Annotated in this window: 11 protein-coding genes; 2 read left to right on the top strand and 9 right to left on the bottom strand. The window is 52.1% G+C overall.

All coding sequences use genetic code 11. From position 1 onward, the window contains the following. Positions 1 to 60: 60 nt before the first annotated feature. From AN477_RS12465 to AN477_RS12450, 4 genes are all read right to left on the bottom strand, one after another. On the bottom strand, positions 61 to 2,265 hold the full coding sequence (locus tag AN477_RS12465; RefSeq protein WP_054969495.1) for a PAS domain-containing sensor histidine kinase: 2,205 nt from the start codon (positions 2,263 to 2,265) through the stop codon (positions 61 to 63). Then, positions 2,262 to 2,969 (bottom strand): Na-translocating system protein MpsC family protein, encoded by a 708-nt coding sequence (locus AN477_RS12460; RefSeq protein ID WP_054969494.1) that lies wholly within the window; start codon positions 2,967 to 2,969, stop codon positions 2,262 to 2,264. Before AN477_RS12460 ends, AN477_RS12465 begins: the two co-directional genes overlap by 4 nt. 192 nt (positions 2,970 to 3,161) lie before the next feature. Beyond that, on the bottom strand, positions 3,162 to 3,869 hold the full coding sequence (locus tag AN477_RS12455; RefSeq protein ID WP_245631810.1) for a Na-translocating system protein MpsC family protein: 708 nt from the start codon (positions 3,867 to 3,869) through the stop codon (positions 3,162 to 3,164). 73 nt (positions 3,870 to 3,942) lie between these two features. After that, a complete protein-coding gene (locus tag AN477_RS12450) occupies positions 3,943 to 5,184 on the bottom strand; it encodes an LOG family protein (RefSeq protein ID WP_054969492.1) in 1,242 nt (413 codons plus the stop codon). Between the two features lie 419 nt (positions 5,185 to 5,603). Between AN477_RS12450 and AN477_RS12445 the strand changes: the two genes are divergently transcribed. After that, on the top strand, positions 5,604 to 6,416 hold the full coding sequence (locus tag AN477_RS12445; RefSeq protein WP_054969491.1) for a YheC/YheD family protein: 813 nt from the start codon (positions 5,604 to 5,606) through the stop codon (positions 6,414 to 6,416). Positions 6,417 to 7,077: 661 nt separating this feature from the next. Here AN477_RS12445 and AN477_RS12435 read toward each other — a convergent pair. The 4 genes from AN477_RS12435 to AN477_RS25905 form a co-directional block, all read right to left on the bottom strand. Beyond that, positions 7,078 to 8,808, bottom strand: a complete 1,731-nt coding sequence (locus AN477_RS12435; protein WP_054969489.1) for a SagB family peptide dehydrogenase — start codon at positions 8,806 to 8,808, stop codon at positions 7,078 to 7,080. A gap of 25 nt (positions 8,809 to 8,833) precedes the next feature. After that, a complete protein-coding gene (locus AN477_RS12430) occupies positions 8,834 to 10,972 on the bottom strand; it encodes a TOMM precursor leader peptide-binding protein (RefSeq protein ID WP_054969488.1) in 2,139 nt (712 codons plus the stop codon). After that, positions 10,969 to 13,320, bottom strand: a complete 2,352-nt coding sequence (locus AN477_RS12425) for a hypothetical protein (protein ID WP_054969487.1) — start codon at positions 13,318 to 13,320, stop codon at positions 10,969 to 10,971. The genes AN477_RS12430 and AN477_RS12425 overlap by 4 nt, the downstream gene beginning before the upstream one ends. A gap of 327 nt (positions 13,321 to 13,647) precedes the next feature. Further along, positions 13,648 to 13,875, bottom strand: coding sequence for a heterocycloanthracin/sonorensin family bacteriocin (locus tag AN477_RS25905; RefSeq protein WP_425388170.1), 228 nt, complete (start codon positions 13,873 to 13,875; stop codon positions 13,648 to 13,650). 300 nt (positions 13,876 to 14,175) lie between these two features. Between AN477_RS25905 and AN477_RS12420 the strand changes: the two genes are divergently transcribed. Beyond that, positions 14,176 to 15,387 carry a multidrug effflux MFS transporter gene (locus AN477_RS12420; protein WP_054969486.1) on the top strand — a complete coding sequence of 404 codons (1,212 nt, stop codon included), beginning with the start codon at positions 14,176 to 14,178 and terminating at the stop codon, positions 15,385 to 15,387. Positions 15,388 to 15,516: 129 nt separating this feature from the next. On the opposite strand, the gene AN477_RS12415 is transcribed toward AN477_RS12420, so the two are convergent. Continuing rightward, complete coding sequence (locus tag AN477_RS12415) at positions 15,517 to 15,780, bottom strand: SHOCT domain-containing protein (RefSeq protein ID WP_054969485.1); 264 nt, start codon at positions 15,778 to 15,780, stop codon at positions 15,517 to 15,519. Positions 15,781 to 15,823 lie beyond the last annotated feature (43 nt).

Raw genomic sequence — 15,823 nt, 5'->3', positions numbered from 1 at the left:
ATTTCTGCAGTCTAAAAAATAAAAGAACCACAGGGAAAACTCTCTGTGGTTCTCATCCTTTTAATTCGCCTTTTTCTGCGGAAGCGATATCTCAACGAGTGTCCCTTTACCAACCTCACTCACGATTTGCAGTTTGCCGCCGTGCGTTTCGACAATTCGGTGCGTGACCATTAAGCCAAGTCCTGTACCTTTTGGTTTTGTCGTAAAGAATGGCTGGCCAAGTTTGTCGACGATGTCTTCCGGGATTCCGTCTCCTTCATCCTTGACTCGAACTCGTACCTCATGGCCATCCATCCCAAGCTCCACAGCGAGAATGCCGCCTTGTGACATCGCGTCAATTGCATTTTTGATTAGGTTTATAAAGACCTGTTTGAGCTGATTCGCATCGCAGTGTACAAAACATCGACTAAGCCCTTGTTTGTCAATTGTTACGTTTTTCAGATGCGCCTGTGCTTCCAGAAGGGCGATAACTTCGTCCAAAATCTCCCCCATGTCATGTTCTTTAAAGACAGGCTCCTGCGGCTTTGCCAACAGCAACATTTCATTCAAAATGAGTTCAATCCGATTCAATTCCATCAGCATGATGTTATAGTACTTGCCTTTGTTACCAGCGGAAGAATTACTCAAAAGTTGAGTAAACCCCTTTAGTGATGTCAGCGGATTGCGAATTTCATGTGCAATTCCTGCCGCAAGTTGGCCAACGGCAGACAGTTTTTCGGACTTCAACAAGAGTTGGCTTGCGGCGTGAAGATCTGAAACATCTCTTATAATGAGTTGAATCGCCGTGTCGGTGTACGGCACTCCAACGACAGACCCAAGAAACATCTGTCCATCCATTTTGATAAACTTCTGTTCAACCGCAGCCAATGGGTGGCCCTGCAGCACCTTTTGTGTGTGTTCCATATACTCGTCATGGTAATCAGGGTGTAAAAACTCGATGTGTTGACGTCCCAATAACTCCGTTTCACATGATGCCCCAAACATCTCGCGGATTTTTTCGTTCACATGCGTCCAAACTCCGTCTTCGACAATCACAATCCCATCCATGGAGTTGGCAACGAGATTCTGATAATGCTTCTCCTCTTCGTGGAGTTGCTTCTCGGCTACGGTCAGCTCAGTCACATCCTGAGTCGAACCGACGAGCCGTTTTGCTACGCCTTCGTTGTCCAAAATCAACTCAGCAAGACTGTGGAGGTATCGAATGCCGCCATCGGATCGGCGAACGCGATACAGTTCATTGACGGGAGCCCCCGATTCAATGCTCCTCTTTGTCCTTAGTTTGAGCATTGGGATGTCCTCTGGGTGTACCTTTTCCATGAACTCATCGTACGTTATATATCTTTTGGGGATTCCAACGATCCTTTGCATCTCAGGTGAACACGTCAGAACATTGGTAGCAAGGTCACGCTCCCAGTGCCCAATATGTGCCATTCTAACAACAGATTCGAGTGAATCTTGAAGGGACATCTGCTCTGACATGTCGGTAAGCACCAAAATGACCCGCAGCAAAGTATCAGCACCGTCAAATTGACACTGCACACTTGTTTCTGCCCATCGATAATTCCCACTCGCAAGCGTGATCCGACATGTAAAGCGATCCAGTGTGCTTCCTGCCACAAGGCTCGAGAATACATTTCGGACGTAGTCGACGTCGTCAGGATGATACAGATCCCAGACTCGTGTCCCGATGGCTTCAGACGACGAGTAACCCAGCATCTGTTTTGCACCGTCGTTCCAGAGATTGATGTATCCATCACCGTCACATTGGATAAAAGGTTGTTTCAGTGACTGGATAACCGCTCCCCAGTCCTGTTTCTCCGCTGTAACATCAGTCAACATACCGAATTTTCGCGACTGTTCTCGTTCATCGGGTTCAAGCTGAAGCCGAAGATGACGCCGCAAGCCATGACCTGCCACGATTCGAAGTTCAATATCCATTTGAGTAAAGGACGAATCACACATGACATGCCGGATCCGGTCTCTATCGTTCGGATGCACATTGGTTAGTAACGTATCAACAGCAAACCAATCCATTGAGTACTCTAGTGCGAGCATATCAAAGGCCTTCTTAGTGCCTGACCACGTCCCTGAGTCCGTGCACACCACAATCATTGCAAGCTTTTCAACCTGTAAAAATCTCATCAATCCATCAGCAACGATACGATTCAATGGATTCTCGCGGAATTGTGAGGCTGACATATGAAAGTATTCACGCTCTCTTTGCAATGAACTTCCAAAACCGCCTGCGGCGATCTTTCGACTCAACTCATTTCCATCGTATTGTTCATGTCGTTCAGTACAAATACAATCACACTTTTATCACGTGCGAAGTCCCAATCCACAAACAAGTCGACAACCCTTCTGTCCAAAATGGCTTCAAAGTGGCTATTGTTATGGAGAAACCGCTTTTCCACATTTCTTTTTGTGTACTTTAGCGGGACCTCATAGCCTGTTCGGATGAGTTCCTTCTCGATCAGGACCAAAGTTCCACTGCGAACCACCACAATCGTTCTTGGATTCAACTCATACGAATTCATCTTCTCAGGAGCTTTTTGGGCACGTTGGCTGATCGATTTAATTTCATCGTGCAGTTGTTCTTTCCCCATGTAGTCTTCTGCAAGAACCGGACCGAATGCTTCACGTGCGATACCAACAATCATTCCCGAACGGTTCTGCAAGGCCCAGTCATAATACACTTCCTGTAATTCAATTCCCGTCACGAATTCAACGTTCGCCTTAATCTCCGGAATCAGTTTCTGCATCAATTTCGCACGGATAGACATGATGGTTTCTTCTTGGTCTTGCTCCATGAGAATCTGTTCTGTTGCCGACATCAGGTTTCGAACGTAAACAGTGATAATTGGCCCGCCAAAAGATACATACACACCCTCTGGACCTTTCCCAAAACTGTCACGAAAAAGCTTGCCGATGTATGCAGCCAGCTGTTGCCTTTGTTGTAATTCGTCCAAGGAAAATCATCCCTCATAGAGACGGGTGGGTTACTTCCATTCCCGTATTTGTATAGTTTGGTTTGTATCATCCATTGCAAATCTAAAAATCGCGGCTGACGCATCCTGGCGCTAAACATCTGCGATTCACAGAACGCAAAAAAGCCGAAAAAGCACCTACGGCGCTCTTTCGGCTCATGTCTAGCTCCATGTCTAGCTCATTTCCACCGGACTATGTATGTCGCTCACGACGAATAATATCACACTTTTGTCAAATTCGAAATCCCAGTCAACAAACAAGTCGACGACTTTTCTATCCAAAATCACTTCAAAGTGGCTATTGTTATGGAGAAAACGCTGTTCCAAATTTCTTTTTGTGTATTTGAGTTGAATTTCGTAGCCCGTTCGAATGAGTTCCTTCTCAATCATCACCAAAATTCCACTGCGAATCACCACAATCGTTCTTGGATTCAGCTGATATGAATTTATTTTCTCGGGTGCCTTCTGGGCCCGTTGGCTAATCGCTATGATTTCCTCATGGATCTGTTCTTTGCCCTGATAGTCTTCCGTGAGGATCGCACCAAATGTTTCGTGTGCAATCCCAGTAATCATACCCGAGCGATTGTGCAGTCCCCAGTCATAATACACTTCCTGCAACTCAATCCCTGTTTCTAATTTAACGTTTGCCCTAATCTCCGGAATCAACTTCTGCATCAGTTTCGCGCGTGTAGACATAATGATTTCTTCCTGGTCTTGGTCCATTAGAATTTGTTCTGTTGCCGACATCAGGTTCGTCATGTAGACGGTAAAAAAGGGACCGCCGAAAGATACATATACACCCTCTGGACCTTTCCCAAAACTGTCACGAAAAAGCTTTCCAATATAGGCAGCCAACTGTCGTCGTTTCTGAGCGTCGTCCAAGTAAACCATCCCCTTACGGATCAGATTTTGCAGGCTTCATATCGTCGTTGATGCGGAAACCGGGTTCCCTCTCTCAGGTTCTTAGCGTTAACATGTTTCGTGCATATAGCTCCTCAACGAACGCCCGTGTCTTCTCGAACGCCTCCTCTGCCGTATCAACGACTTCGGCGATATAGGCTTCATCCGGCAGCGCGTCGTCGACGCCTGGGATCTTAATGCGATCGCCATAGCTGTTGATGGCACCAAATGCGCGCATCTCGTCAATAAACCGAAACATTGGCTCCCAGTAATCTTGATGTACAAAGATGGCTTTTGTTCGCCGACGCCGCAGGTGGTTGGTCGAAATTTTCGACAGTGTTTCAAACACCTCCCACGCAGTACCGTATCCCCCCGGCCAAAACAGGATGACATGCGAATAGTTGATGAGCACTCCTTCTCGGATAGAGAAGTTGTTCATCCGCAGGCGCTGATTGGAATAAACCGAATAGCTGTCCTTGAGGTCGAAGAAGTTGTCGTAACCGAATTGACAGTCAATACCGACCACATGCGCATTCTGTTCTCTCGCACCCTGAGCCACCGCGCGCATGATCCCCGGCCCGCCGCCTGTACAGATGGGAATGTAGCATCCACCGAGAGCCTCTTCTTGTTCCTCCGCCGCGTACCTGCCCCATAATTCTCCGAACTTCTTGGCGGAGTCCCAGTAACGGGCACTTCGCTCGACGATGGTTCGATGTCGTTCCATTCGGATTTGTGTTTTCGACAGTTTGTCCGCGAGAAGCTCTTTGCCGAGGGTATCATCTTCTTTCTCGATGGCGGACTGATAGTAAGCGACATGACTGCTCAAGATGTCTAAACTCTCTTCAGCGATCTCCTTGCACTGGATGGTGGCCGAACCCATCACGGTGACAACGCCGTACTTAGCCTCGTAATGAAACAGCAGTCCAGCGGCGTAAACGTCAGCAACACTCTCTTCATTGGTCAGCTTCCTGTCATCGGGAACGAAGCTCTTTTGGTGACCCCGGACGGTAAACGATGCCTCGCACATCTCCGTTCCAACACCCATCCAACGCAGAAAGAAGCCATCTTCGTCCATGTTGTAGACTTCGATGTCGCCGTACTGGTTGATGTTGCTGAGTGCGAGCTGATAGCTGCGCTTGTGGGATGGCCTGTCCGGATCGAACCAAAGTCGTTCCTCAAACGTGATTTTTGCACTGTTCTCGTGGCTCTTCTCTATCCACCATCCCACACCTGAACCAGTCCATTTGTGACTTCCCGGTTCATAGAAGATATTTCCGTACAACTGAAGGTCGTTCATGCAGCGACACCCTTTGCGTGGAAGTTGCAGGTCCTGTTGCACGATTCTCTGGAACGCGTTTCTATGGAAATGGAAGTCCCTTTGCGTGAAGGCCGCAGATCCTTGCTCGCCCCGTTCGAATATATGGACCCATGTATGGACTGAGCCCATGTGTGAGCCAAAAAATGTCTAAATCCATGTGTGAGCCCATGTGTGAGCAAAAAATGTCTGAATTCAGCAACCTTATCGTTTCACTGGGGCGTAATTTCATACAAAGAGCCTATACACAGTTCACACGCCGGGTAAGAAGGCATTGTGGCGATCCAACCACCTCCGTTCACTCACTATCGGCTGCCCACTACAGTGCAAACAAGCACCGTACAAACGTGATCGAGAATACGATCTTTCGTACAGGTGGCGTACGTTGAGGAGGCCTTGATATGGGGAAGGCACGGATTGATGAAGAGCGATCGGGCTTTGACAAATGGGAGATGTACAAGTTGCTTCGGGGTGAGAACCTTGGCCCATGCAGGTTGCCAAATACCGCCCGTCTGTCCGCATCGAACCTGAGGACCTTTTTAAATCGATATCACCGGGTGTACGTCAAGCCAACGGGGACATGGGGCGGATCGAACATCAGCGTCATGGAACAGCGGGGTAAGTCAATGGTTTGGGTGACTCAGGAACGCAGTTCTATAAAGGCAACTGTGGCACAAGTCCTCAAGCACTACAGCGGAGTCCCTGCCATTGTTCAGGAGGCCATCCCTGCTGTTTCATACAGCGGCTATCCATGCGACATCCGCGTTCATATGCAGAGAGATATCGACGGCAACTGGGTCTATGCAGGAGAACTCGTTCGTGTAGGTGGGCAGGGCATCGTATCGAACGTGGGGATCAGCCACGGACAGGTGTTGCCATTTGAAGCGGCCGTGCCTAGACTGCTGTCGGTCAGTACTTACGAGATTGGGGTACTCAAGCAGAAACTCGTCGAAATTGGCACAAGGATTAGCAGCCTGTTTGATGACTACAGTCAGATCGACGAAGTCGGGATCGACCTGGCCATGGACGCAAAGCGTCAGTTCTGGTTGATCGAGGTGAACACCAACGACGCGCTTGGCGGCCCCAGTCACGAGCTGTTTCGGCAGTTGCCGGACCAGACGATGTACAACCAGATGCAAAAGCGCGCGAGTTCCCGGACGATGGATGTGCTTCAATTCTTTTTTGATGCCCTCAGTTCGGAACAAACGGAATGAGTGAAGTGGTCACGAGGAGTTGAGATCCAATTTTACCTGCTCCTTACCTGAGGCGCTTCAGACGCTTGAGGCCAGGCCGCGATGCTGAGTCATTGCTGAGTCATTGCTGAGTCATTGCTGAGTCATTGCTGAGTCATTGCTGAGTCATTGCTGAGTCATTGCTGAGTCATTGCTGAGTCATTGCTGAGTCATTGCTGAGTCATTGCTGAGTCATTGCTGAGTCATTGCTGAGTCATTGCTGAGTCATTGCTGAGTCATTGCTGAGTCATAAGGGAAGATTTGTTCGTTGATGCCTGATTTCTCGCACGATGCAGTTAATTAACGAACAAGATGTCCGTTCTTAGGGTCCACTCCCCTGAAACCAGGGTAAACTGAGACCACAAGGGAAATTTTGTGCCTTAACTTCAGCCGGAAACATGAAATCTGAGCTACAAAGGAAGATTTGTTCGTTAGCATCCTTATTGGAGCGTTCGAACCCGAATTGGAACGTTCGGACCCGATTCGTGGGCCCTTCCAAGGCAAGATTTGAAGCCCATCCCGCCAAACGGGATGGGCCTCCAATTTTCTAATCCCTGAAGTCACGGTGACAAGCAGCCACCCAAGCCACCCGAGCCACCCGAGCCACCCTGGTCCCGGTCATCCCCTGGACCTGTAACCTCACTTACACCCGCAACGGACCCTCAAACCTGGAAGTCTTGCGATAGAATCCGACGGGGACCTCGATGAGACAGGTATAACCTGTCGACTGTATTCCATAAATGTCATCGCAGTCGCTCTCGTCGTAACCAAGCAGCGGATGGCCATTCATCCCCAGTGCAGATGCCGTCAGGAGCAGACGTTGCAGAACCATCCCGACCTCGAGTTGTTGCAATCTGTATCCCCGATAGCCAAAGTCCCCAAAGCCATCCGTGCAGCCAATCAAATGTACGCAGACAGGAACATGAAAGAAATTGACTGTTGGCATGGACATGCCAGACTGCAATCGAAGCCGATGATCCCCGGCGCGAACCAACTTCAGCGTGTGCGCAGTCGCATCATAGATGTAGGCCCCGTCATTCAGTCCGTCAATGCCATGTACACACACACCCATCGATACGCGCGACTCAATCCCTCGCTCGTCTAGCGCTGCAGCAGTCTCCGCGAACAAATGGGATAGTTTCTCAAGTTGCAGGCGTCCATGTACAAAATCCGGACCCGGAGAAAATCGCCTGCGACAGGCCGCAGCAAAATCGTAATCTAGCCGATCAACCCTAGGCAAGCAGACCTGTTTCTGAGTATGCGGGCGAGGTGCGTGAACTCCCGAAGCCCTCGTTAACGCCTCCCCAGTTCCTGCAATGAAGTCTTGGTCCTCCTTTGGCTCGCCTTCATCGTTCTTCCAAACCTTAGGCAGAGGCCCAAAGGAACGCGTCGATTCATTCATGGACGCCTGATTCATCCTGACAAGCAAAGGGTACTTGGCGATCCGCTTGGACTTCACAAAGTGTCGATGCTTCAGCGGAGGCAGTTCAGCACAGAGCTCCGCGGCAACCTCTTCGTCGGGCAGCATTACAGCGGTTTCGCTGTTCTGTCCGATACCGGCCTCGTTTCCCTCTGCCGAGAACGAGATCACCGCATACACGGACTCTTCCTCATCGTTCAATCCAATCAAGTGATTGACGGCTCGGTCAAGAAACTGAAAGCTGACCGTCGACTTGTATCCGACATGTCTCGCTGCCTCCATCAACTGACCGGTGAGGCCCCCCGCATCCAGCGCCTGCAGCCGATAGGAAAAGTCGTGATATTTGTAGTAGTTTTTCCAGAACATCGTGGACACAAAGAATGTTGCAAAACACTTAGGTATGCCGATCCGATGGCCAAGCGCCCGCTCCAGATAGGCGTCGAAGTCTCCTTCTCGAAGGAGAACCAATCGGTGATGTGCGACGTCGTAGTGGTAGATGCCGTGCACGAGCCTATCTAAGGTCAGGTAGACGTACAGTTCACTCGGGTACAGTCCCCCGCCGGACGGGACGTATCGGCGCAACAACTGCATCGTTGGGTCTGCCATGGATTGTCCGTGTTGGAGCCCCGCCGCATCGACATCTGTCCCAACAGCATCTGTCTCCACGGCATCTGCACCCGTTCCCGTGCCCCCGCCTAAAAATGGCGGCAGCGCATGACATAGCTGCGTGAGTCCATAACTATACCAACACAAATCTCCAACGTCCTTCACGTCAGGTGCTTTTCCACCATCCACAGGCAGACTGAGAGGGACATCGAGTGACAGGTGTACGTGAGGCAGCCCCTGATAGAGCTTAAAGGGAAGCGGTGCATCCTCCCAGTCCACCTCAAGCGAGACAGGGCGCACCTTGTCGATGTCAAAATGGAGGTTGTATAGGAATTCGTCGAGTTCCACGTTGTTCACTCCAGTCTCAAATCCGTCATGGAAATGGGTGCGGATAAGGATTTAGGTCTTTGCGGTTGAGCGGCTTGGTTGTGTAGCCCAGTTTCATGGGGACCGTCAGAACCCTGTCGAGGCCCTCGAGGCGCGTGAGGTGGTGACCAAATGTCATCGGCAGCATGCCCGGGATGATGACCTTCACGCAGGACAGCCCGTTTCTGGAAATCTCAGGAGACGTCTGATCGACCACAATCACATCCATGTTCAGGCGACGAAAGACGGCGAGCAGATCCTTCAGATCATCCGTCAAGTCGCGGTGCCTGCCACTGGCCACGCCGACTCCATCCACCCCATTTTCGGGCCCTGTGCCACTGGCCGCGCCGACTCCATCCGCCCCATTTGCGGGCCCTGTGCCATTGGCCGCGCCGACTCTATCCGCCTCATTTGCGGGCCCTGTGCCGCTGGCCTCCCCGGAACTATTCCCCACGCCGAATGCTTCCTCGAACGACTGCACCGGCCGCTTTTCACGGAGCAAGAACCCCAAGCGTTCCTCCGCTTCTGGCAGCCCGTAAAGCATCGAGTGGTCATCCATTTGGCGTACATACGAGGAGTCGCGCAACATCTGCAAGTACTCTGCCCGCTTTGTCTCGAGCTTCTCATCAAAGCGAAGCAGCATGCCGGCCGTCTCCTGAATCGCAGATTTGGTGGCACGCATCGGATCGACATGCGACCCTGCCGAGCACATTAGGTTGAGACCGTAGGAGCGGCGGTTTTTCGCAATCGCGAACACCGTCGGGATCCCGTTTTCCATCGTCGCGTTGAAAAAGTGAAGGTCGTAACCCGCGACCGTTCGCAGCCTCGCTATCATCCACTGCAACTCGCTGTCCGGGTACGACGATAAGTCCACCCTCGGCAGCGGCAACTGTGCGTACCATGTGAGAAGAAACGCGTCGCGCTCAACGACCTCGAGGATACCGTGGAAAACAGCCTCCATCCTCGTGCCACCGAGGGCACAGCCGTTTGAGGTCTCATACACAAACCCGCCATCGCAGCCGAGACTGTAATATGCGAGCTGCTTCGGAACCAGGATGGGGCGCTCTTTCGTCAGGGAATAGCCCCATACCCACTCCATTGGGAGGTCCTTCGACAAGGCTTGAAACGGGAAGGTTGGACGTGCATACTGGCTTGGCTCATGAAGGCCTACGGATGCCGGATTCAGTGCGTCGGCCTGAAGATTGGCGTACGAATCAACCACAGTCGTCCGCTTTCCGCGAGGCTCGAGTCCGCAAAACCGCTCAAGGCCCTCGAGAATGGCAATCGGTTCGCATTCCTTGTACGAGTGCGACCGGCCTGAGGTCCCCTCATCCCCCATCATGAGCGGCAGATTGATGCTGACCGCTGCATACGGCGTGATGAGGTCCTGTACCTTTGCGTTAAACAATCCCGATCGCGAATCCAAATAGTCGTGAACCAAAGTCTCCTGCAGATCATCCATCGACCTGCTGCGATAGCTCTGCGCATCCAGCTTCGGACTCGGCTCAAGTTGAATCACGGCTGCGTCTGAAGTGTCCTCCGGAAGCGCGCCGCAGACCGGGCAGGAGGCATTCGGCAAAACGAAGTGCCGCGTGGTTTCGAGGGTCTTCATATTGACGCAGATGAGATGGTCGATCACGCTGCATGCCTCACAGTCGATGACGCTGCTGTCGTTCTCGACATCCCGCAGTGCCTGCCCGACCTCGCGTATGAGCAAAATCGCCATCTGCGTGAGACCAGTTCGCGTGCCCCACACATCTCGCGCCAGAACCACGCCGCCGTTTCCCAGCTGCATCCGAATCTGGAGCATTTCCCGCCGATCCGATTCCGTCATCAATGTTCTCCAGTCAGCGCACTGTGAACACCCTGCGTGCGAAGGGCGAACCAGGGGTCCAACAACCCCGGTGCCAAACGACACAAAGCCTCGCAACCATGGGATCCCGCGCCCCCGAAAGACCTGCTCCGCCGCAATATGCGCCGCCGGGTGCCAAGCGTCGTCAAGCACCAGGGCCAAATCGAGATCGGGCGGGACATTGCTTGAGAAGTCCGACTGCCGCGATAGATGGCACAACTTCTCTTCCAGAAGGCGTCTGCAGACCATATCTGCGAAAACACCGTCGCCGACAACCAAGACATGGGCAGTCACGCTGAGCCCCCCTCTCGGATGGAGACGCCGACGACGCCCGCCAAAACGTCTGTCAAAAAGGGTTCCAAGTTTAGGTCAAACACTTCGACGTTGTGCCCTGTCGCAGTCAATGATGCAAGCGCCTCGAGCACCTGTTTGCCGTCAAAGCCGGTCCACGGCTCGATGTCGATGGGCGGGGTCGACATCTCGTTCGCCACAACGTTAACGGCAGTGGCAGACACCGTCCCGACCGCAAGTCCCCGCGGGCAGTCGACCTTCGGATTGCTCACCAAATACAGTGCCTGCTCTAATGCGCGCTGCAGCGACATTTTGAAGTTCAGTCCGACGCTCCCAACGAATCGACCATCCGTCCTATGCTGGCCGGTTTGGACCACGCCAGTTTGGACCACCCCAGTTCTATTCAAGTCGGTCTGGTCCAGCCCCGTTTGGTCCAGCCCGGTTTGGTCCAGCTCGATCCTATCCACCCCAGTTCGACTTGGGCCTGTTTCCCCGAGACCAACCCATGCCACAGGAAAGCCAAAGGCGTCTTCGCTCCGTGCAATCACAGGCTCGACCCCTGCATCCCGAAGCGCTGTCAAATAAAACTGGGCCTTCTCGTCCTTGACCGCACCAAGTTCAATCGGTTGTACATCCAACGCCCCGGTCTGCAACGTCTGTTGCAGTTTGGCGGCCAGAGTCCAAACCATCGCGCGTCCCACCGCCTCTGCAAGTGTCGCTCCCGCTCCAACACCGACGGCGGACTCGTTTTTGATCCTCTTTCTAACCCCGACGATCCGCTCCACATAAGCCTCGATATAGGCCTCGATGCCGACGAGGCCCGCCTCGCGCCGAGCATCCTCATGCGTCAGGCCTACACCGACCATCTCGTCGAGTAGAAATGCGGGACCCTTCGAGAGCGGATCGACCGCTTGAACACAGCATTGCGAGAGCGGCAGTTGCGAAAGGGCTCCTTCTTCCCAGACGTGGAAGATACCCGAAGTTGCATCTGTGATCTGCGCGAAGTAGGCGAGCAGATCGCCGCCGTCATCTCCGCCAGCCTCTGGCAGCAGCAACGCTTCAAGGTCTTGAATAGGCGTGACCGACGCCGCATGATCCATCGTTTGCAACGATGGCGCTGGGATAAATTCGTGCCAGGTTCCTTCTAGCGTCTCTGGGTTCAGCATATAGAAACGTTGATATGCCTCTTCATCACTCACGCCTGTGATGCTCTTGAAAAGCTCAAACACAGCGACATTCGCAAGCACCGCTGTTGCCGTGCCAGTAAACGTGCTCACTTCAAGGCGACTTTCGAACACCGGCTGGTGAATCCGTCGAAAAGCTGCGTCCCAGGCATCCCAAGCGGGTGGCGTCTGGATCTCTCCGTTCACGCCATTCGGAACCATTGGCCCGACTATCCCGACTCCGTTCACACAAATGGCGGGCAAGAAACCTCTTTGCAGTTCTCGGCAGAGGGATTCGAGCCGATGCAGAATCTCTACATCTCCCCGTTCAGCGAAGTAGATGACCGCGTCCATTTGGCACACAATGTCTCGCAAAGGATCGCGGTTCTGCACAGCAGCGTTGTCTTCAGCGTTGTCTTCAGCGTTGTCTTCAGCGTTGTCTTCAGCGTTGTCTTCAGCGTTATCTTCAGAGGCTTCTTCAGAGGCTCCTTCATTGTTTCTACGGTCGGAGGCATTTGTCTGCAGGGCAGGCGTTCCTCTGTACTTCATCGCATCTGACAGGTCGTTCACCTCTGCCTCTGCATCTTGGCTTTGGTAGAAGGCGATGATTTCCTTCAGACGTGAGTCATCAATGGGGGTCCCGGAAATGGGAGCATTGGTGGCATTGGTGGCATTGGTGGCATTGGGAGCGTTCGGGGCGTCGTTTGCAACCACCAGGTTGACCGTCTTGAGTCCCGACTCAAGCAGCGCACTGACGAGTGAAGGCAGTGTTTCACCGGATCCGATGACCAAAATCTTCGCGTTCCGGAAGTTTTGAAAGCGATACGCGCCAGAACCCACCAGATTATCGACAAACTCAATTTGGGGTGCATAGTACTCAAGGACCTCGTCAGCAAGTTGATGGGGCTTATCGTGGCTGACATCACGAACAAATCCGTTTTCATAGAGGATGCCAGCAATGTCGTAGATCCGCTCCTGATACGGCCGTGGCAACCCGTCTGTCAAACTCAAGAGCGACTCTGTTCCATTCAGCACGGGCAGTAACTTTTCAAGCCAGGATAGGATCGCCGTGCCGTTCATGCGAAATGAACCTGCATTATTTCGAAAGTAGACTGCCCCATCCTGGTCTGGGAGAAAAAACGTGTCTGCATTGACTTTCAGTTTCATCCAAGGCTGGACACCGTTCATGCGGACCCTCCTTCAGCAAAACGGACTTCGGATCCACGGGGCTCTCGGCGACCGCTCTCTCACACCCGACGAGTCATCGCAATAGTCCGAAGCACAGATCAATTCCTAGTATCATATCGACGGCGATCCGATTCGGTGCTGGTTCGGTCATCCGGTTCGGTCATCCGGTTCGGTCATCCGGTTCGGTCATCCGGTTCGGTCATCCGGTTCGGTCATCCGGTTTGGTCATCCGGGTTGGTGCTGACAAAGAGAAATCCCCGCCGCGGGTTATGGGCAGCGAGGACCTCCGAGTGATGCTCCCTTTTTGCAAATTACAGTGTCCATGTCTTACCAGAAGAAACAGCCAAAGCACCCAAAGCAACCAAAGCACCCGCCGCAACCACCACAGCGATAGCATCCACCGCAGCGGTAGCACCGAGCACAGCCGCCGCACTGAACAAGCACGGTGTCATATTTACCCGTCTTGTCCGTTGGTTTCAACTTTTCTGCGTGTAAGTCGCCCAGATCGAGGTTCTGAATGTCTTTCTTGAAGTCGTTCACTCGCCCCACCTCCATTCAGAAGGAAACATGTACACACCGCGAACCTAGTTTCAGCACATGCCCAGATCAAACTAGATTTCTGGGCACAGCACTCCTCCGTCGCCGTCGCCGCGGGTTGCTATAGACTTATGAAACAGGCTTCACGCTCGTAAAGGCCTATATCTTGTATCAAATACCCATTTGTAAGAGACGTGGGGCAACAAATGAGGCATGGAATGGGATTAATTCTCTTATAGATCAGGAAAAACAGATGGTTTATAGTTAACATCTGTTGGCTTGTTGGCTTATTGAAATCATTCAGAATGGGAGTTCAGAATGACATCGAACAAACATCACCTTAGATTCGCATTCATGTTAGCCATGTTCTCTGGCTTAGGACCGTTTACCTTTGATATGTATCTGCCGTCGTTTCCGCAAATGATGACGTTCTTTGGAACGAGTGCTTCGACCATCCAGGTCAGTTTGACGGCTTGTCTATTGGGGTTAGCGCTTGGACAAATCACCATGGGTGCATTAAGTGATGTCCACGGCAGACGAAAACCACTCATCATCGCCATGATGATTTACTGTCTTGCCTCGCTTGGCTGTGCTGTTGCTCCGAATATCGGAATTTTTATCGCCCTTCGTTTTGTGCAAGGGTTTGCGGTGTCAGCAGGAACGGTTTCCAGTGCGATCGCTCGTGACACTTACAGCGGTACGGAACTCACCAAGTTCTTCGCTTTGATCAGCGTCATGAGCAGCGTCGCACCTTTGCTTGCCCCCCTTGCAGGGAGTGCGGTCATTTCGTTCACCAAATGGGAAGGCGTGTTCTATTTGCTCGGGACACTCGGATTCATCCTGTCCATAACAACCATCTGGAGACTGAAAGAAAGTTTACCGGTAGAGAAACGGATCCGCAGCAATTTTGGCGAGATGTTCGGCAACTTTAAGACGCTCCTCGGAAATCGAGTATTTATGGGTTACGTGTTAGCACAAGGCTTTATGCTTGGGGGTGTCTTCGCTTATGTCGCGGGGACACCGTTTGTGTACCAAAAAATTTACGGAGTTTCTCCGCAAGTGTTTTCTATGCTTTTTGCACTAAACGGAATCGTGTTAATCACAGCCTCACAAGTTGTCCGCAAACTAGCAGGACGGATCCCAGAGCATCGGATCCTCCATTTCGGGTTGGGTTTGTCGTTCATCGCAACGATCGTCGCGCTTGTTGTGGTTCTAACGCATGGACCACTGTTTGCTCTTGTCATTCCACTCGTTTGTTATGTGGCCTCCATGGGAACCATTGGTCCGGTTGCGTTCACCTTAGCCATGGAATCCCAAGGGCACATCGCGGGCAGTGCCTCTGCTTTGCTTGGCGTGATCCCGTTTTTATTAGGGTGTGTCAGCTCGCCACTGGTGGGCATTGCAGGTGAATACTCCGCGCTGCCGCTCGGTATCATCCTTTTGACGGCGAGCTTGCTTGCTATCGGTTCCTATACAGTTTTAACGAGCAAAAGAAGAGTAACCGCAGCCCAAACGACGGAATCGGTGTAATGTAACGCCCTTTCTTCTATCTGCACATCAGCGAAGTGATGGTCGCTGAATGAAAACAGCGTGCCAATCCGCGGGTTGGCACGCTCCCTTGCAATGACAGGCATGCATCTGTACGATGCATGACAACTCCTACTGCTTCAGCACATCCTTCGCCTTCTTGTACTCTTCTTCCGTCAGCTCACCATTTGCAAACCGACGTTTCAAAATCTCCTCCGGCTCTTCCCCGCCCTGCCAAGACCTATCGTAACCCCCACATCGTCCTCCAGGGTGCCGACCGTACTTGCGAAATAAGATAAGTCTTACCCCAACAAAGCAGAGTGCAAAAAACAGAATCCAGACGAGCGGAATAAATGGAAAAAACCAGAACCCCGGATGTGCAGCGTGCCATGCCATGGATATCTTCCTCCCTGGTGAAAGTGGATTTGAACTTCACGTT

This window comes from Paenalicyclobacillus ferrooxydans (assembly GCF_001399675.1).
In the GTDB taxonomy this organism is placed as follows: domain Bacteria; phylum Bacillota; class Bacilli; order Alicyclobacillales; family Alicyclobacillaceae; genus Alicyclobacillus_B; species Alicyclobacillus_B ferrooxydans.
The sequence above is the reverse complement of the archived record's forward strand: the minus strand, read 5'-3'. Positions and strand labels throughout refer to the sequence as shown.

What these genes read in the sequence shown, in the direction of transcription:
- AN477_RS12450 (WP_054969492.1), bottom strand. Translation starts at nt 5,184, where the DNA reads ATGAACGACCTTCAGTTGTACGGAAATATCTTCTATGAACCGGGAAGT.
- AN477_RS12445 (WP_054969491.1), top strand. Translation starts at nt 5,604, where the DNA reads ATGGGGAAGGCACGGATTGATGAAGAGCGATCGGGCTTTGACAAATGG.
- AN477_RS12425 (WP_054969487.1), bottom strand. Translation starts at nt 13,320, where the DNA reads ATGAACGGTGTCCAGCCTTGGATGAAACTGAAAGTCAATGCAGACACG.
- AN477_RS25905 (WP_425388170.1), bottom strand. Translation starts at nt 13,875, where the DNA reads ATGGAGGTGGGGCGAGTGAACGACTTCAAGAAAGACATTCAGAACCTC.
- AN477_RS12420 (WP_054969486.1), top strand. Translation starts at nt 14,176, where the DNA reads ATGACATCGAACAAACATCACCTTAGATTCGCATTCATGTTAGCCATG.
- AN477_RS12415 (WP_054969485.1), bottom strand. Translation starts at nt 15,780, where the DNA reads ATGGCATGGCACGCTGCACATCCGGGGTTCTGGTTTTTTCCATTTATT.